Origin of the sequence: Granulicella sp. L56, assembly GCF_009765835.1 — a bacterium.
In the GTDB taxonomy this organism is placed as follows: domain Bacteria; phylum Acidobacteriota; class Terriglobia; order Terriglobales; family Acidobacteriaceae; genus Edaphobacter.
The window spans coordinates 927,521-950,906 of record NZ_LMUS01000006.1; the positions used below are offsets into that span (position 1 = coordinate 927,521).

At 57.2% G+C, this 23,386-nt stretch carries 14 protein-coding genes; 7 read left to right on the plus strand and 7 right to left on the minus strand.

Annotated features, from left to right (window positions below; all coding sequences use genetic code 11):
• Window positions 1–12 precede the first annotated feature (12 nt).
• From GSQ81_RS11880 to coxB, 3 genes are all read right to left on the minus strand, one after another.
• On the minus strand, window positions 13–609 hold the full coding sequence (locus tag GSQ81_RS11880) for a heme-copper oxidase subunit III (protein ID WP_158910950.1): 597 nt from the start codon (window positions 607–609) through the stop codon (window positions 13–15).
• 10 nt (window positions 610–619) lie between these two features.
• The gene (gene ctaD, locus GSQ81_RS11885) at window positions 620–2,317 is read right to left on the minus strand and encodes a cytochrome c oxidase subunit I (RefSeq protein WP_158910951.1); all 1,698 of its coding nucleotides are present in this window, start codon (window positions 2,315–2,317) and stop codon (window positions 620–622) included.
• A 65-nt stretch (window positions 2,318–2,382) separates the two neighbouring features.
• On the minus strand, window positions 2,383–3,363 hold the full coding sequence (coxB, locus tag GSQ81_RS11890) for a cytochrome c oxidase subunit II (protein WP_254060145.1): 981 nt from the start codon (window positions 3,361–3,363) through the stop codon (window positions 2,383–2,385).
• A gap of 554 nt (window positions 3,364–3,917) precedes the next feature.
• On the opposite strand from coxB, the gene GSQ81_RS11895 reads away from it, so the two are divergent.
• The 4 genes from GSQ81_RS11895 (at window position 3,918) to GSQ81_RS11910 (ending at window position 11,024) form a co-directional block, all read left to right on the plus strand.
• Window positions 3,918–5,981, plus strand: a complete 2,064-nt coding sequence (locus GSQ81_RS11895; protein ID WP_158910953.1) for a beta-N-acetylhexosaminidase — start codon at window positions 3,918–3,920, stop codon at window positions 5,979–5,981.
• A 22-nt stretch (window positions 5,982–6,003) separates the two neighbouring features.
• Complete coding sequence (locus GSQ81_RS11900; protein ID WP_158910954.1) at window positions 6,004–7,431, plus strand: alpha-L-fucosidase; 1,428 nt, start codon at window positions 6,004–6,006, stop codon at window positions 7,429–7,431.
• Window positions 7,432–7,631: 200 nt separating this feature from the next.
• Window positions 7,632–9,962: a GH92 family glycosyl hydrolase gene (locus tag GSQ81_RS11905; protein WP_158910955.1), complete on the plus strand. Its 2,331-nt coding sequence runs from the start codon at window positions 7,632–7,634 to the stop codon at window positions 9,960–9,962.
• A gap of 21 nt (window positions 9,963–9,983) precedes the next feature.
• Window positions 9,984–11,024: a glycosyl hydrolase family 18 protein gene (locus GSQ81_RS11910; RefSeq protein WP_158910956.1), complete on the plus strand. Its 1,041-nt coding sequence runs from the start codon at window positions 9,984–9,986 to the stop codon at window positions 11,022–11,024.
• A gap of 17 nt (window positions 11,025–11,041) precedes the next feature.
• Here the strand turns inward: GSQ81_RS11910 and GSQ81_RS11915 are convergent, their stop codons facing one another.
• Both GSQ81_RS11915 and GSQ81_RS11920 read right to left on the minus strand, forming a co-directional pair.
• Window positions 11,042–11,785 carry a copper homeostasis protein CutC gene (locus GSQ81_RS11915; RefSeq protein ID WP_158910957.1) on the minus strand — a complete coding sequence of 248 codons (744 nt, stop codon included), beginning with the start codon at window positions 11,783–11,785 and terminating at the stop codon, window positions 11,042–11,044.
• A 146-nt stretch (window positions 11,786–11,931) separates the two neighbouring features.
• Window positions 11,932–15,312 (minus strand): carboxypeptidase regulatory-like domain-containing protein, encoded by a 3,381-nt coding sequence (locus GSQ81_RS11920; protein WP_158910958.1) that lies wholly within the window; start codon window positions 15,310–15,312, stop codon window positions 11,932–11,934.
• A gap of 273 nt (window positions 15,313–15,585) precedes the next feature.
• On the opposite strand from GSQ81_RS11920, the gene GSQ81_RS11925 reads away from it, so the two are divergent.
• Entirely contained in the window at window positions 15,586–16,371 is a 786-nt protein-coding gene (locus tag GSQ81_RS11925; protein WP_158910959.1) for a DeoR/GlpR family DNA-binding transcription regulator, read from the plus strand.
• A gap of 99 nt (window positions 16,372–16,470) precedes the next feature.
• On the opposite strand, the gene GSQ81_RS11930 is transcribed toward GSQ81_RS11925, so the two are convergent.
• Together GSQ81_RS11930 and GSQ81_RS11935 are read right to left on the minus strand one after the other, a co-directional pair.
• On the minus strand, window positions 16,471–18,138 hold the full coding sequence (locus GSQ81_RS11930) for a uroporphyrinogen-III synthase (protein ID WP_158910960.1): 1,668 nt from the start codon (window positions 18,136–18,138) through the stop codon (window positions 16,471–16,473).
• Between the two features lie 120 nt (window positions 18,139–18,258).
• On the minus strand, window positions 18,259–19,098 hold the full coding sequence (locus tag GSQ81_RS11935; protein ID WP_158910961.1) for a hypothetical protein: 840 nt from the start codon (window positions 19,096–19,098) through the stop codon (window positions 18,259–18,261).
• Window positions 19,099–19,688: 590 nt separating this feature from the next.
• Between GSQ81_RS11935 and GSQ81_RS11940 the strand changes: the two genes are divergently transcribed.
• Both GSQ81_RS11940 and GSQ81_RS11945 read left to right on the plus strand, forming a co-directional pair.
• Window positions 19,689–21,479 (plus strand): NirA family protein, encoded by a 1,791-nt coding sequence (locus tag GSQ81_RS11940; protein WP_158910962.1) that lies wholly within the window; start codon window positions 19,689–19,691, stop codon window positions 21,477–21,479.
• Window positions 21,476–23,284: a sulfite reductase flavoprotein subunit alpha gene (locus tag GSQ81_RS11945; RefSeq protein WP_254060146.1), complete on the plus strand. Its 1,809-nt coding sequence runs from the start codon at window positions 21,476–21,478 to the stop codon at window positions 23,282–23,284. Before GSQ81_RS11940 ends, GSQ81_RS11945 begins: the two co-directional genes overlap by 4 nt.
• The last annotated feature ends 102 nt before the right edge of the window (window positions 23,285–23,386 follow it).

Genomic DNA, 23,386 nt, shown 5'->3' on the forward strand with positions numbered 1-23,386 from the left:
TATGCAAAGTCTTTACCGTCCGAGAACATACACAACCGTGAACACAATGACCCAAACCGCATCGACGAAGTGCCAGTAGAGCGAGAGCACGTCCATGCGATGCGCATGCTTCTCAGTCACATGCCCGGTCAGGCCAAAAATCAAAGCGGCAATCAGCATCAGCAGACCGACGATGACGTGGGTCGCGTGCAGCCCCACCAGCGAATAGAACGTCGTGCCGAAGAGGTTCGTCTGGATCGTCAGGCCATCGACATAGATCAGGTGATACCACTCCATGCCGGTTCCGATAAGGAAGATAGCGCCGAGAACTACCGTCGTCGCAAGCCACGCATTGAACGCGCCCAGCTTACTCTTTCGCAGCGCCACTACCGCCCAGTGCAGCGTAAAGCTGCTCGACAGCAGGCAGATCGTGGTGAAGATCGGCAACTCGAGCACCTGCCGCGGAGTGGGACCACTGAGGCTTTGCCCCATGTAGAAGATGTACGCGACCACGAAGATGACGAAGATCGCCGATTCCGCAATGATCAGGCAGGCCATGCCGATCGTACCGCGGTCAGGCAGGATCCACGGCTCGTCGGACGGGTCGGGAGTAATAGGAATCGTACTCATCGATAATCTCTCATTCGTAGTTCCAGTCAGGGTCTTCCGGATGCTTGATATCCCAGAGTGGACGGCGGCTATGGACGATCGGTGTCGTAGCGAAGTTATAGGAAGGCGGCGGCGAAGCAGTCGACCATTCGAGCGTCCACGCATCCCAGGGATCGTTGCCCGCAACCTCTCCCTTGTAATACGAATGGACCAGGTTGTAGACGAAGATCAGCGTGGCGATAGCCTGAATGACCGCACCGACGCTGACGATCAGGTTCCATATCTCCCATCCGCGGCCCGGCTCGTAGGTATAAATACGGCGCGGCATACCCAGCAGACCGGGGATGTGCATGAAGTCAAACGTCATGTGAAACCCGATGACCATCAGCCAGAAGTGCCATTTTCCCAGGCGCTCGCTCATCATGCGGCCCGTCGCCTTCGGATACCAGTAGTAGAAGGCGGCGAAGATCATAAACAGAATTGCGCCGACCAGAACGTAATGGAAGTGGGCCACCACAAAATAGGAGCCGGTAAGCTGCCAGTCGAATGGCGCAACTGAAAGCATGATGCCGGTCAATCCGGCGATGAGGAACTGGAACAGGAAGCCAACGCTGAACAGCATCGGAGAGGCAAAGCGGATCTTGCCGCCCCAGATCGTCGCCAGCCAGTTGAAGATCTTGATCCCGGTTGGCACTGAGATAATCATCGTCGAAAACACGAAGAAGACATTGGCACCAGCGCCCATGCCGACGGCGAACATGTGGTGCGCCCACACGCTCAGGCTGATAAAGCCGATGCCTACCGAAGCAGCCACCATCGCCGGGTATCCGAAGATTGCCTTGCGCGAGAACACCGGGATGATCTCATTGGCAAAAGCAAAGGCAGGCAGCACGAGGATATAGACCTCAGGATGCCCGAAGATCCAGAAAAAATGCATCCACAGAATAGCCGAGCCGCCTGCTTGAGTGTCGAAGAAGTGCGAGCCAACGTAGCGGTCGAGCATCAGCATAATCTGCGCCGCCGTCAGCGGGCTGACCGCGATAAAAACCATGCTCCCCGTCACCAGATAAAGCCATGACAACAACGGCATCCGGTTCAGCTTCATGCCGGGGCAGCGCATGCAGATAATCGTGACGACGATGTTGAGCGCCGTGCCGATGCTTCCGATGCCGCTCAACAAAATGCTCAGCGTCCAGTAATCTGTGCTGTGCCCGGGCGAGAACACCTTCGCCGTCAGCGGAGCATACGCGAACCATCCCACATCGGGGGCGCTTCCCGCTCCATAAAGACCCGACCCACCGATAAAGCTGTAGTACAGCAAAAATCCGCCAAATGCAGAGATCCAGAAGCTGAAGGCATTCAAGCGCGGAAACGCCATGTCGCGCGCACCGATCATCAGCGGGACAAGATAGTTTCCAAATCCAAACAGAATCGGCATGCCCACGAAGAAGACCATCGTGGTCCCATGCAGCGTGAACATCCGATTGAAAACTTCTGGCGAGACAAAGGTGTTATGCGGCACAGCAAGCTGAATCCGCATGACGATCGCTTCGATTCCCCCGATCACCAGGAAGGTCAGCGAGTAGGCAATGTACATCAGGCCGATCTTTTTGTGATCGACCGTGGTCACCCAGTCGTAAAGCACCTCAAGGAATAATTGCCGCGGTTTTTCAACCGGCGTCAGATCAATTGCTTCCACCGATGAGAGGCCAGACACGGAATCAGCCATCGTTTCCTTTCTTCAGTCCATCAGGCCAGCGAGCTTCAATCCGGGCTGCCTGGGTGATCTGCCGATTAATGAAGCGTCGTCAGGTACGCTGTGATCGCGTTCAGATCGTGATCGTTCAAATGCATAGGAGGCATCAACGCGCCGGGCTTGAACGTGTCCGGGTTATCGATCCACTTCTTCAAATTGTCTGGATTGTTCTCAACCGCACCCGAAGCAATCGTGTCGCGGCTGGCCAGATGCGTCAGGTCAGGGCCGAAGCGTCCATTGGCCGGCGTGCCCGTGACCGTATGGCAGTTGACGCAGGCGTTGTGCAGAAACACCGCGCGTCCCTCTGCAACCGCGGGATCTTCAACGGCAGGCTTCTGCTGTTGCGCTACCCAGGCCGCAAACTCCTGTGGCGTATCTGCATAGACCCGCAACAGCATCTTGGCGTGCTGCACGCCGCAATACTGTGCGCACTGTCCGAGATAAAGGCCAGGCGCCTCCGGGTCAATCCACATGGTGTTTACGCGATTGGGAATCAGGTCCATCTTGCCCGCAAGGCGCGGGACCCAGAAGCTGTGATCAAGATCGGCTGACGACATCTCAAGATACGTCGGCGTCGGATGCGCGGGATCGCTCACCGGCACATGCAACTCGTTGGCGGTAACAATGCCCAGCTTGGGATAGCGGTACTCCCACCAGAACTGATGGCCCACCACGACTACATCGACCGCGTCAGTCGGCTTCTTCGCATCCTGGGTAGCCAGAATCACGCGCGATGCCGTAAGAAAGAGCATGACGACGATCAGCGCCGGAATGACAGTCCAGGCAAGCTCAATCTGATTACTGCCATAGATCTGTGTCGGCTCGTTATAGGTCAGCAGGTTGCGGTGCCGATAGCGAATTAGCGCATAGGTCAACAGACCGGCAACAATCAGAAAAATCAGGCCGGTAATGCTCAGCACGAACATCGAGAGCGTGAAGATCCAATGCGACGGCGTCCCCGCAGGAGAGAAGATACTGGTCGAGCTTTGCGCAAAGTATGACGGAGAATGTATAAACATTCCAACCATCGCAAATCGGTGAGCAGCGACGCCAGCAGGAGATAACCCAAACGCAGAAGGAACCAGCATAAAAAAACAATTACTGGCTAGAAAGCCGATTTGTAATGCTCTGCGACCCACGAGCGTCCTGACCTCTCATCTTTGCTGCGGCATATCGAAGAATAAACAGCGCGCGCTTACTAAGCTGGCGAGAAAAAACCGTTTTTAAACCTTGTTCAAACCCAAGATACGCTAGAAGAAACTGATGAAGCAAACATCAATCGAATATCGGTCGAATACGACTTCAAGACGGCCCGACGATAATCAATCATCCAATATAAGATCTCGCAAAACCTTTTTTTGACTTGATCAACTTTCATGTAAGGCAGGGATTTTCTCGCATCGCACTTCTTCGGTGGACAGATCTCACTCAGTTACCGCCAGCGGCATAACCGCACCCGTGATCCAGTATCTACCTCCGCGATCAAAACATAACTTTATCCGGGATATTATTTTACAAAAAGATAGGTTAAGTTCTAAAAAGATACGTTAGGCTTGACTGCAAAGAGGTATTCATGAAGATCTGTTGTTGGACAAAGTCTTTTCTGCCTATCGCCGCCATTATCCTGACTTCTTCCATCTCGTTCAGCCAGACGGCACCCTCCAGCGAGACCTTCGCCAATAATCTGATGCCGCAGCCGGCCAGTCTGCAAACATCTTCCGGCAGCTTTGTGCTCAACGCGCAGTTCCATGCCGTCACAACCCACTTCAATGATCCTCGTCTCGACGGTGCCATCCACCGCGCCGTGCTTCAATTGCGGCAGAAGACCGGCCTTCCCTTGTCGGTCGAGCCAGTCTCCGCCGGAACCGATGCTCCACTGACCGTCGATGTTCAAGGCGCAGGCGAAGCGATCCAGTCCGTAGACGAGAACGAATCATATACCCTTTCCGTCAATTCCACGGGCGCGCACATCGAGGCTGCAACAGTAGTCGGAGCCATGCACGGCCTCGAAACTCTCGTCCAGCTCGTCCAGCCTTCTGGCAGCGACTATGTCCTTCCCATCGTCACGATCAACGACTCTCCTCGTTTCCCCTGGCGCGGCCTGATGATCGATTGCGGACGCCACTTCGAGCCGATGGACGTCCTCAAGCGCACCATCGACGGAATGGCAGCCGTCAAGCTCAACGTCTTCCATTGGCACCTCACCGAAGACCAGGGCTTCCGCATCGAGAGCAAGCTTTACCCACGGCTGACTGATATCGGCTCCGACGGCCTCTTCTACACCCAGCAGGACGCTCGCGACCTCGTCAGCTACGCTCGCGCCCGCGGCATCCGCGTCGTCCCCGAGCTTGAGATGCCCGGCCACAGCACCGCGTGGCAAGTTGCTTATCCCAAACTCTCCAGCGGCACCCCTCCCACCGCTGTCCGCCGCGATTTCGGCGTCTCTGACTATGCTCTCGATCCTACGCGCGAAGAGACCTATCAGTTCATCGCGCGCTTCCTTGGCGAGATGGCCACCATCTTCCCCGATCCTTATATGCACATCGGCGGCGACGAAACACCCGCTCCCGACTGGAAGACAAATCCCCGCATCGTGGCCTTCAAGAAGACGCACAATCTCAAGGACAACGCCGCGCTTCAGGCATACTTCAATACGCGCGTGCTGAAGATCCTCACCGGCCTGCACAAGCACATGGTCGGCTGGGACGAGATCCTCAACCCCGCCCTTCCTAAAGATGTCGTGATTCAGTCCTGGCGCGGCGAAGCCTCGCTGGCTCAGGGAGCAGAACAGGGCTTTCAGGGCATTCTCTCCGCACCCTACTACCTCGACGGAATGAAGTCCGCGGGCACGCATTACCTCGCCGATCCGCTGCCATCAAGCTCTCCTCTTACACCGCAGCAGCGCAAGCTCGTCCTCGGCGGAGAGATCTGCATGTGGGGCGAACAGATCGACGCAGGCATAGTCGACTCTCGCACCTGGCCTCGCACAGCAGCCATCGCCGAACGCTTCTGGTCTCCGGAAGATGTCACCAACGTGGACGATATGTACCGTCGCCTGAACGTCGTCTCCATCCAGCTCGAAGGCCTCGGCCTCCAGCACATCACGCAGGAAGACGCCAGCCTGCGCGATCTCGCCGGAACGCAGAGCATCAATCAGCTTCGCATCTTCGCCTCCGCATTTGAGCCCGTCAGCTTTGGCGAGCGCTACGAGCAGCAGAAGACCTCGCAGCTTACCGTCCTCGACCGCTTCGTCGATGCAGTCCGTCCCGATCCGCCGTCGCGCTACAAGATCGCCCATCTTACCGAAAGCTTCCTCAAGTCACCCCAGTCCGACACCGCCGATGCGGCTGCTCTGACTCACTGGTTTGAGACCGTCACCAACTCCGTGCCCACAGTAGAGAAGCAGATGCAAAGCTCACCACGGCTCGCCGAAGCACAAGAACGCGCACAGCAACTCCCCGAACTTGCAAAGACTGCGACGGATGCGATTCACTTCCTCTCATCAGGAGCAAAAGCCCCCGCAGGTTGGAAGACGAACGCACTGGCTCAGATCGAGGCAGCGAAGAAGCCATCGGCAGTTGTGCGTTTTGTCTTCATCGATCCGCTCAGTTCACTGGTCAACGCAGTACAGGAATAGCAATATAGAAATAGAGGTATCAATGTCTGAGGTTTTTCAGTCAGCGCGAGGCAAAGCCTCTTTCATACAACCCCGCACACTGCGTGGCAGACAGTCCATCCTCTGCCACGCGATAGCGGCCCTCTCTTGCCTCGCGCCACTTTCGTCCATGGCGCAGAACTTCGTCGATATCAAGCCCAGCCCCGCACAAGTGCAGTGGCAGGATCTCGAGATCGGCGTCATCATCCACTTCGGCACCAACACCTTCCTCAACCGCGAGTGGGGTGACGGCACCGCCTCACCTTCAGTCTTCAACCCCACCCACGTCGATACCGACCAGTGGATGGAAGCCGCCAAAGCGGGCGGAGCCAGGTACGCAGTGATGGTGTCGAAGCATCACGACGGCTTCGCTCTCTGGCCTACTGAGCAGACCGATTACAGCGTCAAAAACAGTCCCTGGCTCAACGGCAAGGGAGACCTCGTCCGCATGGCCTCCGACTCCGCACACAAAGCAGGCCTCGGCTTCGGCGTCTATCTCTCTCCATGGGACCGCCACGACAAGCGCTACCCGGACCCCAAAGCCTACGACAAGTATTACCTCGCACAACTCGATGAGCTAGCCACGAACTATGGACCGCTCACGGAGTTCTGGCTCGATGGCGCAGGCAGCACCGGACGCACCTACGACTTCGACAGCATCATCACCGAGCTGCGCACCTATCAGCCAAACACCATGGTCTTCGCAGATGTAGGTCTCTACAAAAACGCAGACCTCCGCTGGGTCGGCAACGAAAACGGCAAGGTCCTCTTCGAGAACTGGAACGTCATCGACCGTTCCGGCTATCTTCGCTGGCGCCCGGTAGAGTCGGATACGCCGCTGCATCGCGGACATTGGTTCTGGCACCCCAACGACGAGGCCACCCTCCGCTCGGTGGACGATCTGCTCGATATCTACACCAATACCGTGGGCCGCGGCGCTCAACTCATGCTCGGCCTCGCGCCCGACAACACCGGCCAGCTTCCCGCAGCCGATGTCCAACGCCTGCACGAGTTCGGCGCGGCTGTCCATCGCATCTACGGTCACAATCTTGTCTCCGAGCAGAGTCACGCCATCGGCACAGACGTCGCTGCCGAGCATGATGCACTCGATAACAACCCTGACACCTTCTGGGTTGCACCACCACTGCACGGCACTCTTGAAGTCCGCTTCGACAAGCCAGTTACCTTCGACCGCGCCGTCACCATGGAGAGGCTCAACGATGGTCAGCATGTCGAGGAGTACTCCATCGAAGCCTGGCAGAACGGCGCGTGGAAACCGTTGGCGCACGCTCAGGCCATTGGCCACAAAAAGATCGACATCTTTCCCGCCTGCACGACGCAGCGGGTACGTCTCAACCTTATTTCGACCTCTGGAACTGCCGCGATCCGGGAGTTTCAACTCTTTGATGGCAGAACCACTTCCCAGCAATAACGCTATAAGCGCCGGACAGTGCATATCCAACAGGAATGACAGAGCAAGGTGCCTCCGGGTAGACTCGTAACCGATAATGTACGAGTCTGCCTGAGGTATCGGAGATCAGCTCAATCAGGGCGCTTCTCCTACCTATTTCCTCGTAGATTCGTCCTATCTACGGCTTCGTAAAGTGTTAAATCTCAATCGATGGAGTTCGCGTGATATCAAGAAGATCTTTTCTAGGTGGAGCTTCTGCCGCCTGTACTGTTAGCGCTATCAGAGGCACTGCCTTCGCAAGGGTAATTCCCCACCCCAAATCGTCCCACGGCGCAAACGATCCCGCCTCTCTCGTCGACATCACCATCGGCACCGGCGGCCACGGCCATTGCTTCCCCGGCGCAGTCGTTCCCTTCGGTGCCGTCCAGCTCAGCCCCGATACCTTCACTGACGGGTGGGACTGGTGCTCCGGCTACCACATCTCCGACACCTCCATCATGGGCTTCAGCCACACCCATCTCAGCGGAACCGGCTGCGGCGACCTGCTTGACTTTCTCATCATGCCCGGCACTGGCGAATCGAAGATCGTACCCGGCTCGCGCGAAAATCCCGACGAGGGCTATCGTTCGCGCTTTGACCACAAGGACGAGCACGCCGAGCCCGGCTATTACTCCGTTCTACTCAAGGACTACGGCATCCACGCCGAGCTGACCGCCACCGAGCGCACCGGCCTGCACCGCTACACCTTTCCTCGCGACGCCAAGACCGCACACATCATCGTCGATCTTCAACACAGCTACGGCCCATCGAACGTCATCTCCGCATCGCTGCACAGCCCCGCGCCCGACACGCTCGCCGGCGGCCGCGTCACCAAGTCCTGGGGAGACGGCCGCGAAGCCTACTTCACCATGCAGTTCTCGCAGAAGCCCACGCGCATCGTCTACTACAGTGATGACGCAGAGGTCCCCGCCCGCACCGAACCTTTGACCGGAAAGAACCTCAAGTGTGTCGCCTTCTTCGACCTGACTCACAATCCAGTCATCTTCGTAAAGACCGGCATCTCCGGTGTCAGCGCAGAGTCCGCCGCTAACAACCTGAAGGCCGAGTTGCCCGGCTGGGACTTCGAGCGTGTTCGTCGCAGCGCTCGCGAGAAGTGGAACAATCAACTCTCGCGCATCAATATCACCACCGAGAACGAAGCTCATCGCCGCATCTTCTATGCCGCGCTCTACCACGCCTCCGTCGGCCCTTCGCTCTTCGATGACGCCGATGGCAGCTATCGCGGCATGGACAAGCAGATCCACAAGCTCAACCCCGGACAGCGCAATTACACAACGTTCTCGCTGTGGGACACCTACCGCGCCACGCATCCTCTCTACACGCTCATCAACGCAGACCATGTGCCCGACTTCGTCAACGCCCTCATTCTGATGGCCGAGCAAAGCCCCGCCGGAATGCCCGTCTGGCCGCTTCAAGGCACGGAGACCGGCACCATGACCGGCTATCACTCCGCCGCCGTCATGGCGGAGGCCTGTAACAAGGGCTTCACCGGCATCGACTACGAGCGTGCCTACAAGTGCATGATGCAGCGCGCCATGGTCGACGACTATCGCGGCCTCGGCTACTACCGTTCGAAGCATTACATCCCCTGCGACCTCGAAGAAGAGTCCGTAAGCAAGGGCTTCGAGTATTGCTACGACGACTGGTCCATCGCACACGTCGCCAAGAAGCTCGGCCACGAAGACGATGCAAAGATGTTGGCCGACCGCTCGCTCAACTATCGCAACTACTACGATCGCCAGATCAACTTTGCCCGTCCTAAGCTCGCGAACGGCGAATGGGCTCCTGGCTTCGATCCACTCGCCATGGGCACGTCGAAAAAATGGCGCGACTTCACCGAGTCGAACTCCTGGCAGACCACCTTCGGCATTCAGCACGACGCCGCGGGCCTCATCGAAACCCTTGGCGGACAGAAGGCCTTTCTCGCCAAGCTCGATGAGCTGTTCAATCAACCATCCGTACTCCCGCCCGACGCTCCACCCGACATCGCTGGCCTCGTCGGTCAATACGCTCAAGGCAACGAGCCATCACACCATATCGCCTATCTCTACGTCTACGCAGGTCAGCCGCACAAGACCCAGCAGCGTATCCGCATGTTGATGGAGACGATGTACGCCGCTCTTCCCGACGGCCTGCAAGGCAACGAAGACGTAGGCCAGATGTCTTCCTGGTACATCATGAGCTCTATGGGCTTCTACCCCGTCGATCCTGTCAGCGGAAACTACATCTTCGGCACGCCGCTGTTCGATCAGGTCACCCTTCAGCTCGGCAAGGGCAAGCAGCTTGAGATCGTCGCTCATCGCAGCGCCCCCTCGGACCAGTACATCCAGTCCGTCACCTTCAACGGCAAGCCTCACACGCGCTCGTGGTTCAACCATCGCGAGATCGTCGACGGAGCTAAAATCGAGTTCACGCTGGGCAGCCAGCCCAACCTCGAATTCGGCACCAAGGCTGAGGACATTCCACCGTCCTTCAAGCTCGAAACCGCATAAGCAAAAGAAAGGATAGGCTCCATGAAGTTCGTGATCTTCTGTCTGCTGTTTGCAGCAAGCTCAGTCTTTGCCCAAACCAAGACTCTCTTCTACATGACAGATCAGTCGCAGTCGGTCCGCGACTTCATGGAGCATCAATCCAAGATCGACATCATCGTCCCCACCTGGTACAGCGTCGATGAGACGGGCCTCGTCTACGGCGAGCCCGACCCCTCTGTCCTGCGCGTCGCCAAACAGCGCCACATCGCCCTCTTCCCCATCGTCGCGCTCTTCGACAAGGTAAAGATCCACACCTTGATGACCGATGACAAAGCACAGACAGCGATGACCGACTCCCTCATCGCCGCCTGCAAGAAAAATGGCTACGACGGCTTCCAGCTCGACTTCGAGAACATCAGCTGGAACGACCGCGACCTGCTCTCCGCCACCGTCAAACGAGTCGCCGACGCATTCCATCAACAGCATCTTCAGCTACAGATCGCAGTCGTCCCCAATGCCCCCGGCTATCCCGGCCACACTCCCTTCAGCAAATGGATCTTCTCCGACTGGCGCGGAGCCTTCGACCTCAAAGCCATCGGCGAGTCCGTCGACCTGCTCTGCCTGATGACCTACGACCAGCACACACGCTGGACGACTCCCGGCCCGGTCGGCGGTTGGATATGGACTAATGAAAATCTCGACTATGCGTTGAAGTCCGTCCCCAAAGACAAGCTCTCCCTCGGCATCGCGCTCTACGGATACCACTGGTTCACCGGCGATCCCGGCCTCAACGAAAAAGTTCAGAAGCCCAACATCACCGCCGAATACATCAGCGCCACCAACGCCCAATTCCTTCGCGACACCTACAACGGGCAGGAGCAGTGGGACCCCGTGGACCACACCGCCTGGTTCTACTTCTATCGCGACCAGATGCGTGAGTGGATCTTCTACACCGAAAAGCGCGGCTTCGTGGATCGCTACAACCTCGCCAAAGAACAGCACCTGCAGGGAATCTGTGCCTGGGTCCTCGGCGAAGAAGACCCTGCGATCTGGAGCGTACTCCCAGACCGCGCATCCAACTGACATCTCTAGGTGAGAATCTAAGCGTTCGTCAGGTTCTCGATCATCGCGCGCACATCGTCGCTCTCGACCACAAACCGGGACTGAGCAGAAGATCCGGCATCATCGTGCACGTCACGCCCACCATAGCGACGAGGCCCGGCAACGATCCGCCGTATCGAACCATGAAAGTGCCGTGCGCCGGTCGTTCGTGCCACCGCCGCGGCATTCTTCAAACGCAATCCTCCACCAGCTGCGATCTCGATCCTCCCGGCAGCCTGCTCGATCAGCCGCGCCAGAGCCTTGCCTCCACTCACAACATCGCGTTCGCCACCCGAGGTCAGCACACGCTGACAACCAGTCGCGATGACATCCTCCAACGCGTCATCAAGTGAAACAGCATGGTCAAAGGCTCGATTAAAAGTCACTTCAAGCGGCCCAGCCATCTCCACCAGCTCATGAGTACGCTCAACATCGACAGATCCATCTTCGCGCAGCACACCTAGCACGACACCGCTCGCGCCCAGCAGGCGCAGATGCTTCAAGTCATCGCGCATCACATCAAACTCCGCATCGGTATAAACAAAGTCACCGCCGCGAGGACGCAGCAGCACATGTACCGGCAGCCCACCGCGGCTTACAGCTTCACGAATCAAGCCATGGCTCGGCGTCAGCCCACCTTCACTGAGCGCACTGCAAAGCTCAATACGGTCCGCTCCTCCGTCACGCGCGACGAGGCATGCGTCGATACTCTCGGCACACAATTCAAAGATAATCTCACGCATTACAAACACACCCGCCTCAAAGCCACTAACACTAATATTTTCTAATCAAACACTTTGAATAAGCTATACGCTCAGCGTCGGCTCAAAGTTCCGAGCCGACGCTGAACTAATTCACAGAGACTGCACATTACCTGACGATCGCACAGCTAAAACCTGTAGTGCGCGGAGAATTGCAGATGGCGCTCGCTGGAACGAATCGAATTCTGCTGTGCAATCTGGCCAAAGCCAGTGTCGTTGATGCCGATATCCGGGTTGCCATAGCTCACGATGTTGAACGCATTGAAAGCATCGAACTGGAAACCAAGCGACTGCTCTCGATAGATGTGGAAGTCCTTCATCGCCGACATATCTACGTTGAGATACCCAGGGGCGCGAACAGAGCCATTCCGGGAAGTGCCAAAGGTGTTGGATGCCGGTGCGCCAAAGGCGCATGTACCATTGTCCACACCAGGCGTTGTGCAGGGCTGGGCAGATGGGTCTGTTCCAAACCAGTGGTAGATCGAACGATTGACGATCTTCAGCTTTCTGTACTGATTCGGCCGTTCATTGCCGTAACTGAGGGAGTTGCTGCTGACGCCGGTGGTAAGGGTCTCCGGAAAGCCCGAGTACGCCACGCCGGCAGCGGAAATCCTCCATCCGCCTACGGCTAGATCCACAATGCGATTGACGCCGTTCAGGTACTCCTGGCCTCGGCCGACAGGCAACGCATAGACGGCAGTGCCGGATACGTTATGGGTCACGTCATATCCTGCCGGACCATAATCCGCACCGCTGTCATAGTAGTTCTGAAATGCGCCGCTGAAGCCGTTGACGTTCAATCCATAGTTGCCCAGACTGTTGGTCATTGCCTTGCTATAGGTGTAGTTCAACTTGTACTCGAGCCCATGGCTCACCCGTTGCCGCAACACCGCCTGGAGGGCGTTGTAGTTCATCATCGCCCGCGACTCGGTAACCAGCAGAGAATTTGACCCGATGCCCAGGGCCGAATTCACGCCGATGTACTGGTTGTTGTAATACGGCGCCGAGGTCGGGTCGCCGTTGACCCGATACTGGTTCAGGTTGCCATAGTCCTCGATATGCTGCCCCTGCTCTCCGAGATATCCAACCTGAAGAGACAGTGTGCTGCTCAGCGCGTACTCCGTCGTCAGGTTCCACTGCTGCACATAGGCTGGCTGCATGTTCTTCGGATAGACGTTGAAGGTACCCCCGTTGCTGCTCGGTGAATCAAAGGCCGTCTCCGCAGTAAGCGGAGTCGGGATATCGGTGAGCGTTGGTTGCGTCAGGTTCACATTGATTGCCTGGATAAAGGGCGTAATCGAAGTCAGTCGCTGGTTGGAAGAGTTGCCTTCAAAAAAACTGGTCGCACCGTAACCACCACTAATCACGAGCCTGGGCTTTGCCTGATACGAAAATCCGAAGCGCGGCATAATCTGGCGATAGTTGTTGTCATAACATGCGCGGTTGCTGCAGAGTCCCGATCCAGCAGGCGCTCCAGCAGGGATACTGTGCGCGTACAGCACCTGACCCGTGGCTTCGTCGATATTTCCGGTTTTATTGTTGGACTCAACCCACGGCTGATCGAACTCGTACCGAACTCCAAAGTTCAAAGTGAGATCAGGAAGTACTTTGAAGTCATCGTTGATGAAACCGGCCACGCGCCATTGGCGCTGCCCGACATTGACACTGGCCAGGGTCGCGGCGACCTGACTCACACGATCCAACAGGAAGTCAGCGCCGCCATAACCCGAATTGGCGTCGTTAGGACTCTTGGTGTAATTGCCGTTGTAGTTGAGCGAACCCAGATAGCCGTTGTTGTTCGCGGTTGGGTAGTTATTCTGGTAACGCAAAGCTTGTGCGCCGATGCTCAATAGGTGGCGGCCACGTTGCCATGTCAGGTTGTCGATGTAGCTGTAGGTGTTGTCAATCAGACCGCCGCCAAACACCGGGTTACCACCTGCAAAGATACCGCCATTGATGGTCTGGCCAGAGTAGCCCGCGTACGCCTGATTCGGGAAGGTAATTCCCACCTTGGAATTGCCCGAGTCTCCAAATTCGCCAGTCGTATCGACAGGAAAATTCTGGGCCCAGACCGTGCGCGTGAATCCGATACGGGCGGAGTTGATCAGCGCTGGCGAGAACGTGTGCACCCAGTTGACGCCGAAAAGCTTGGTTGGATACAGCGTCACCCCGGTAAAGCTGATCGCCAGCACAGGGGTTGAGCCATTGTAGGCAGTGGACATGGAATAAAAGCCGGTGAACTTATCGCTCGTCCGGGGATCAAACTCGATCTTGATATCTCCCTGATTGTTGGCCGTGAAGGTGCGTGATGGGGCCTGGTAGTTGTCGTTCACGATTCCATCGGTCGGTGTTGCGTTTGGCAGCGGGTACAACTTGGAATTTGCAAACAGGAACTTGGCAACTGGGTTAGTGATTGGTATTCCCTTGTTATCTGCGTAGGGGGCGAAATTGTTGAGTGGATCATACAACTGCTTCGGAGTGGCTCCATCCAACAGAACGGAGAAATCGCCGTTGCGCATCGCCTGCGTAAATACGCTTGTCGAGCTGATGCCGCCCTTGTGATTCCGAGAGCCCAAGTAGTCGACGAAGAAGAACAACTTATCGCGCTTGATTGGACCACCGAAGGTTCCGCCGAACTGGTCCTGCGAGTACGGATTGACCGCAATGCTCTGGTTATTGTTTTGCCACGAGTTGGCGTTCAGCCTGTAGTCCTGCAGGTAGCCGTAAGCTGAGCCATGGAAGCTGTTAGTGCCGCTCTTGAGAACGCTCACAACTCCCGCACCATTGACATTGCCACTGTCCGTCGACGAGTTTGCGGTGATCACCTGCACCTCCTGGAGCGCCTCCGGAGCGGGACTATAAGAGATCAGGTTGTTGAACGTCTCGTTCATGTCGATACCGTCCAGCGTGTAATTGTTGGCCTGGGCGCGATTTCCATTGAGGTTGACCGAATCGGTGTAGTAGGTGCTGCGCTCAATGCTGGTCGTTCCGCCCGTGCCAGCCGTGCTCACAGCGCCGGGAACGTAGAGCGTAATTGCCGAAAAGTCGAGGCCGTTCAAGGGAAGGTTCCGGATCATATTGGCCGTGAACGTGCTACTCAGGGTGTCATCGTTTGTATTAAGGATGGGCGCTGTCTCCGCCGATACCTGCACCGTCTCCGCGACGCTGCCGGCATTCAATTGCACATTGAACTTGGCGGTCTGAGCTATCTCCAGAGAGAACGTAGGCAGAGTCTGCAAGGAAAATCCATTTGCCTGCACTGTAACTTGATAAGGGCCGATCGGCAGAAACTGGATCGTGTACGCTCCCGCATCGTTCGTCGTCGCCTGGGTCTTAACGCCAGTTCCGGTATTCAGTGCCGTCACCTGTGCACCCGGAACCACAGCACCGCTTGAGTCAGTCACCACTCCCGTAATCGATCCCGTCACCGTCTGCGCCACTGCGGGCGACACACAAAAGAGAACCGCGAGCGCACACCCGGCAAAATACTGAAAAAGCTTCGTCCTCATAAGATTCCTCACTCCGTGGTACTGGCTAATTTGGCTGCTTACGCAAAAAGAAAGAAAAACAAAGGCAATCGCATCTGCTCGCCTCTTTGAAACTTCACAGCGAGCTACTGATGGCGTTGAGCATAGAAACCAGAATGGACGCATGTCAACAAATATTTTCACTATTGTGCAAATAAATTACACAAATGATCATTTAAATGTTTAATAGTCGCCAGCAACGAATTCCGGTAACCTTATCGATACCGAGATTTGCCTTTGAAAGGACGCATCCAAGTGGCTGCAAAGACACACGATCGTGCAAATCAGATCCTTCACCTGCTTCTGCAGAAGGGCACCAGTAGCGTCGAAGACCTCGCCGCTACCGTTGACGCCTCATCAGCCAGCGTCCGGCGCGACCTCATCAAGCTCGAACAGCGCGGCCTGGTCCACCGCACGCACGGCGGCGTTGAGCTCGCCGGCAAGCTGACCTACGAACCCTTCCGCTTCGACGCAGCCTTCCCTCTCCGCGAAGAGCGCTTCGCCGACGAGAAGCGCCGCATCGCCATCGCCGCCGCCGAGATGGTCGCCGAAGGCGACACCATCGCGCTCTCTCCCGGCACCACCACCACCCAGGTCGCTCGCAGCCTGCGCCATCGCGAAGGCATCCACCTCGTCACCAGCGCAGTCAACATCGGCATGGAACTCTCCAGCCAGCCCAACGCCCGGGTCACCCTTACCGGCGGCACCATCCGCTGGCCCGGTTCGTTCTCCATGGTCGGAGCCACCGCATTCCATTCCATCCAGAAGCTCTACTTCGATAAGGTCTTCATGGGAGCCACCGGCATCCATCCTGAATATGGCCTGACCGTCATCGAGTCGGACGAAGCCCTCATCCTTACAGAGATGGCAAAGCATGCACGCCAGGTCGTCGCCGTAGCCGATGCCAGCAAACTCGGCATGATCAGCACCAACAAAGTCTGCGAGCCATCTCAGATACACACCATCATCACCGACGACAGCATCGACCCCGAGCTAGCCGAACAATTTCGCAGCCAGAACATTCACGTGCTCATCGTCTAGAGCAAAATAGGAGTTGGTGTAGAGTCTGCCGAGTCCTTTGTTTGTCATTCCCGAAGGGAATCTGCGGTTGCCTTCCTCCACACCAACAGCTAATCCGCTCTAAGCACGAAGCCCGTCAGCCGCCTGCGCCTTCTTCAGATCATCGCCCAGCACAATGGCGTCGGCAATCTCACGCATCGAGATCCGTCGCTGGCGGCTCTCTCGTTGCATCGTCCGATAAGCTTCGTCTTCGCTCATCGTCAGATCGCGCTGCAGAATGCCCTTCGCGCGGTCCACGGCCTTGCGCGTCTCCAGTCGCCCGGCCAGTTGCAGATTTTCCGTCTCCAGCCGCGTGCGCTCAATCTCTGCGCCCACCAGAAAGCCAAGCATCGAGAGCAGCCTGATCTCATTCGCTGTATGTTGATAGCTCATCTGGTGCTGCAGATTGATAACGCCGACGACCTTACTCGCACAAAGAATAGGCGTGCACAAAATCGCCTCGAAGTGATCTTCCGGCAGATTGCGAAACATAACGAACCGCGGATCGTTCGACGCCCCCGAAGCGATCGCCACCGGCTCGCGATGCTCCGCCACCCAGCCCGTGATTCCCTGCCCCAGCGACATGCCCAGATGGTCTACAAGGTCAGCATGAGGATTCTTCGATGCGCGCAGCACCAGCTTCTCGTTCTCCATCACATAGATGAAGCATGAGTCGCACGGAATCACCGTCGTCACAAAGTCAACGATGCTGCCCAGCACCACATGAAACGAGTCCGCCGATGCAAGCCTGCTGCTGATCTCGTGCAAAAAGTCGATCGAGGTAAGCCCATCGCGAAATCCCGCCATCGTAGGCGTGGAGACAGCAACGCGGCGCACCCCGGACTTCGGCTTCTCCACCGGCGCATCGTTGCTTTTATGAGAGGTCACCAGCGCACCGGCACCCGCGCTGCGTTTCCGCTCCAGGATCTTGCGGGAGTACTGCGCCGCCTCATTGACCAGGAAGCCCATCTTCGGATGCGATGGTTCAAAGTCGGGAGTGATTCCATAATGCGTCAACTCTTCCGACGTCGTAGGCCCAATCGAAACCACCACCATCGATATCAACCCGGCGCGCAGCTCCTCACGCATGACCATCTCCTCGGCTACCTGGAAGAGATGAATCACCTGCACTGCCGTCATAAACAGGACCACATCCACGCTGCCATTCGCAACGCCAAGCACGCACTCCCGCAGCGGCCCCACATCCTCAGGCAACGTCCACTGATACACAGGGACTTTCGTCACCTCACCACACTTCACCGTAAGCTCGGAGAGAAACTCAGGGTTCGAAGCCCCATACTCCTGCACCGCAACCCGCATCCCGCTCAACTGGTCGCCAAACTCCGCTTCCATCGAGTGCATCATCTCGCGCCACGTATTCGGTTCAGGCGCAGTCACCGTTACCGGAATGTTTAGCTCACGCAACGCAGCAGCAGGCTTCGGTCCCCGCGCGCCGATCTTTACCGATCGCAGCGCTTCAATCAACTCTTCGCGGTTGAACTTCGTCTGGGCAATGTCCAGCAAAGCGCGCAACCCCAGGCCAGTCAAAAATACAACAAGATCGAACTTCCCATGCAGTAGTCCCTCTGCGAACTCAAGCGCCTGCTTGTTCGAGTCCAGCGGCGCTTCGCGCATCGCAGGCACGACAAAAGGTTCCCCGCCATAGGTGCGTATCAATTTCGCGATCTCTTTTGCGCGTCGCGATTCAAGCGACAGAACCCGCAATCCATCAAAGCTCGCGTGAGTCATCCATCTCCCCCAGCCAGTCTGCAATCACAAATTACTTTGCGCTGGCCACCTGTTACTCACAATTCTAGCGGCTCTGCATCAACAATCACAGAGCCGCCGACAAAATCGTGCTGAACCGCTCTAGAAGATCAATCGCCCAGTCAGCACAAGGCCATGGTTATAAGCGTGATAAGTAGAAGTAGCGATCTGCATCCCTCCGCCAAACACCAGCCCCAGCCTGTCCTTCGGGTCTTTGCGCAACTTAATCCTGCTCACCATCATTCCAGGAGTTACAAAGGTCTGGTTCTTTCCATTGTTCGGCCCAAGATGGAAATAGCTCGCATTCACCTCAACCTCAGGCCAGAAGATCTTTGCCACCTGATATTGCGCGACCGTATTCCATACAATCGTTCTTCCAATCGTATGGACTGAGCCCACCGGCAAGGTTCCTCCCAGACTAGACTGAACATCGAACCGACCAAATCCTTTACCCAGAATCAACGTTGGATTGATCGTAGTTCTGGCCGTCCCATTCTTATAACTTCCAGTCGCACCCGTAGCTGCCACTTGAAACGCAGTCGAGTAGTTTCCCTTCTCTGCGCCTCCAGCAAACGGACGATACTTCAATACCATCGAAAAATCTCCGGCTCCATCGATCGCCTTCGGAGTATTGTGCTCGACATACGGCGGCAGATTCACATCCACCTCCGTCTTGTAGTACGGAATGAAGTTGAAACCCTTGCTATTGCCATAGTTCCACGTCGAAGTATGAGTCGAAGTCCATTGATGCAGCACATCGACTCGCGCCAATTGCACGATACCAGACGGCGGAGCCACGACAGGCACAGCCCAGCCCGGCTGTTGAGCAGACGTCTTCCGTACTCGATCCTGCCACTTGTCGAAAAAATTATCCTGCGCGACAGTCAGTGCTCCGGACAACGCCTGCACGGAAAAAAGAACGGCTAAAATAACACGTTTCATGGGCTCCCCTTGTAAGTGCCACAGTTAGGTACTTCGAATGAAGAGTTAGCCTCGCCCAGGGCAGCCATAGAGACAGAAATGCGTCCGGCTCGATAGTCGTGGCTTGACGCGAGAATTGAGTGTTGTTTGCTCAGGCGTAGAGCAGAAGAGTCCCATTGAAGCGGGATAGGTCGACACATCAAGGTGTCATTGAGCTGTGGGAGCTGTTACCAGTTTTGTAACATCGCAGCTCGAATGGAACAACAAACGAGCGCCTGTATAACAAAAACTTCTACTCCCCATCAAACTTTATTTGCCTCTTCCAATTCACCGCTTCGTCACTTGCACTCATGCAAAGCCCACAGTAGTATCAAGTTCACCGAATGCTATTCAGCCCGATCTGGATAGCCGAAGAAGTTCAGCCCGGCACCATGCTGTGTCCCGGCTCCCACTCTCACATTGTTTCATGCTCCCTGACGAGCCTTGAATCCATCGCACCTGAGCTATCTCAGCGCGATGTTTATCTGGCCCGCATCTGGCTGCACTCAATCCAGATTGCGCTTCAGGATCTTCCGGCCTTCATCCGCCGCAGACCGTAAAGGAGATTCAGCATGGAATCGCAAGCCACCACCACTCTGATCGAGACGCCAGGCTTCTCCCTCGCGCAGCAGCAGTATCTGCAGGGCTTCTTCGCTGGCGTAGCGCAGCGTGGTGTCATGCCCTTCGTCGGCCACACCGTCGGCGGGCAGATCACCAACGACCCAACCTCCGGCCTCGTCAACCAGGCTGCCGAAGAAGCTGAGCCAACCTGGTTCGGCACACCTCTCTCCGACCTGTGCAAAGAAGAACGTTGGAAGCAGGAAGAAAACGCGCTCGACATCTGGGACAAGCTCGTCGCACACTCCAACGAAGACAAGGTACCCGCTCCCGACGATCTCTTCCGCTTCAAATTCCACGGTCTCTTCTACGTCTCTCCAGCGCAGGACTCTTTCATGCTGCGCATGCGCGTTCCCGGCGGCACCCTCAGCGCGCACCAGCTTCGCGGCCTCGCGCAGATGGCCGCCGACTGGGGCTCGGGCCGCGCCGATCTCACCACGCGCAGCAACCTCCAGATCCGCGAGTTCCAACCGAAAAATATCGTCAACGTCCTCTCCAAAATTCAGGACCTCGGCATGACCTCGCGCGGATCGGGTGCGGACAATATCCGCAACATCACCGCGTCTCCCATCACCGGCATCGACCCGCACGAGCTCTACGACGTAGCGCCACTCGCCGACGCCCTCAACCGCTACATCCTCAACTCGCGCGATATGTACGGCCTGCCGCGCAAGTTCAACGTTGCCTTCGACAACGGCGGCTCCATCAGCGTCGTCGCCGACACCAACGACATCGGCTTCGTCGCCGTCCAGGTCAAAGAAGGCCACGGCATCCCCGCCGGCATCTACTTCCGCATCCTGCTCTGCGGCATCACCGGACACAAGCAGTTCGCGACCGACTGCGGCCTTCTCCTGCGCCCCGATCAGACTGTCGCTGTCGCTGCAGCAATGATTCGCGTCTTCGCCGAACATGGTGATCGCACCGATCGCAAGAAGGCACGCCTCAAATACCTCATCGACAAATGGGGCGTCGAAAAGTTCATCTCCAAAACCGAAAAGCTTCTCGCCTTCCCTCTCATCCGCGTTCCCGCATCCGCTTGCGAGCCGCGCAAGCCCATCGACCGCGCCGGACACATTGGGGTGCACGCACAGTCGCAGCCCGGCCTCCACTACATCGGCGTCTCCGTTCCCGTCGGCCGCCTGCCTGTCGATCAAATGCTATCCCTCGCGAACATCGCAGAGACATGCGGCACCAGCGAAGTTCGCCTCACCGTCTGGCAGAACCTCATCATCCCCAACATCCCCACAGCAAATCTCGAAGCCGCAAAGGCAGCAATCCTCACAGCCGGTCTCGCCTTTGAAGCAGGTACAGTCCTCAGCGGAACCGTAGCCTGCACCGGTAACAAGGGCTGCCGCTTCGCCGCCACAGACACAAAGACCCACGCCGTCGCGCTCGCCAACCTGCTCGATAGCCGCTTCAAGATCATGCAGCCCGTCAATCTGCACGTCACCGGTTGCTCTCACTCCTGCGCGCAGCACTACATTGGAGACATCGGTCTCATGGGTGTCAAAGTCGGCGGCGAAGAAGGCTACCAGGTCGTCATCGGCGGCGGCTCCGACTGCGATCAGGGCATCGGTCGAGAGCTCATCCAGGCCATCAAGTTCAGCGACCTGCCACCAGTCATGGAGCAGTTCTTCCACTCCTACACCACGCAACGCATCCCGGAAGAATCCTTCCTCGACTTCACGCGCCGTCACTCCATCACCGAACTGCAATCGTTCTGCACAACACAGGAGCTCGTATGACGATGCAAACTACCAGTCCGACTCTAGTGCCCTACATTCCCGACAACGCGCCCTTCAACAACGATCAGCGCGCATGGCTCAACGGCTTTCTCGCCGGAATCTTTTCTTCTGCGCAGCCCGCCATCGTCACCGAGGCCCCGCTGTCACTGAAGATCGCTGTGCTCTATGCCTCACAGTCCGGCACCGCCGAAGGCCTCGCACGCAAAGTCGCGAAGGATCTCAAATCCAAAGGTCACATCGCCTCGCTCATCTCGCTCGAAGGCTACACGCCAGCTGCGCTCGCCGAAGAGCGCTACGCTATCCTCATCGCCAGCACCTACGGCGACGGCGACGCTCCCGATGCAGTCAAGCCTTTCTATGAGAAGCTCTGCATCGAGCACTTCCCCCGCTATCAGGATCTCTCCTACGCCGTGCTCGCCCTCGGCGATTCGCACTACGAACACTTCTGCAAGTTCGGCATCGACCTCGACAACAAGCTCGACTCACTCGGTGCCGTTCGTCTCCACGATCGCATCGACTGCGATGTCGATCTCGACGATGCCTTCACAAACTGGAAGCAAGGCCTCTACTCCCGACTCGAATCCATCGTCTCCACCCGCCCGGCCAAGAACACGCCGCCGCCTTCAACAAAAATCATTGCACCCACACCAAAGACCATCGCGAGCGAAACCAGCACCTCCACCTACACTCGCGAGAATCCCTTCCTCGCGCCTCTGGTAGACAAGCACCCACTCACCCGCGAAGTCTCCAGCAAGCTCACCATGCACATGGCCTTCTCCATCGCCGACTCGAACCTGAAGTACGAGGCCGGAGATGCCTGCGGTGTCGTTCCACAAAACGACTACCAGCTTGTCGGAGACATCATCACCATGCTGAACTTCAGCCCCCAGGCTCCCGTGCAGCTGCCAAAAGCCGGAACCACAACGCTGATCGATGCACTCACCAACCACCTGCAGATCACTCGCCTCACCCGCAAGATGATCGAGGCCTACGCCACCATCGGCAACTGCAAGCCGCTCTTCGGTCTGCTCGTCCCTGAACAGCAGGCGCACCTCGAAAAATATACCTGCGACCGCGGCCTCATCGATCTCCTTCACGACTATCCCGGCGTCCTGCACAATCCCGCGGACCTCGTCGCCATGCTGCCCAGGCTCGCGCCGCGTCTCTACTCCATCTCATCGAGCCCCTATGCGCACGCTGGCGAAATCCACACCACCATCGCCGTCGTCCGCTATCGTTCGCACAACCGCGAGCGCGGCGGCGTCTGCTCCACCCTGCTTGCCGACCGCACCAACACAGGCGAACGTCGTGCCATCTACATTCAGCCGAACAAGAAATTTCGTCTACCCCAGCAGTCCGACGCACCCATCATCATGATCGGCCCCGGCACCGGCATCGCGCCCTTCCGCGCCTTCCTTCATCAGCGTCGCGCTCTCTCCGCCACTGGAAAGAACTGGCTCTTTTTCGGCGAGCGCAGCGCCGCAACCGACTTCCTCTACCGCGACGAGCTCGAGTCCATGCTCAGCGACAAGCACCTCACCCATCTCGATCTCGCCTTCTCCCGCGACCAGGAACACAAGGTCTACGTGCAAGACAAGATGCTCGAACAGGCACCGCGCTTCTGGTCATGGCTACAAGACGGAGCCAGCATCTACGTCTGCGGCGACGCCGCCCGCATGGCGAAAGATGTCGATGCCACTCTCCGCAGCATCGTCGCCCAACAAGGCAACCTCGACGCAGAAGCCGCAACCGAATACGTCCAGACATTGAAAGACGACCACCGCTACCACCGCGACGTCTACTAATTCCCATTGAGGTATCGAGCGTTATTTTCCTTTTGTTTGTCATTCCGCAGCAAAGCGAAGGAATTTGCTGTTTTGAGGAACCCCTCACCATCGACATACCGC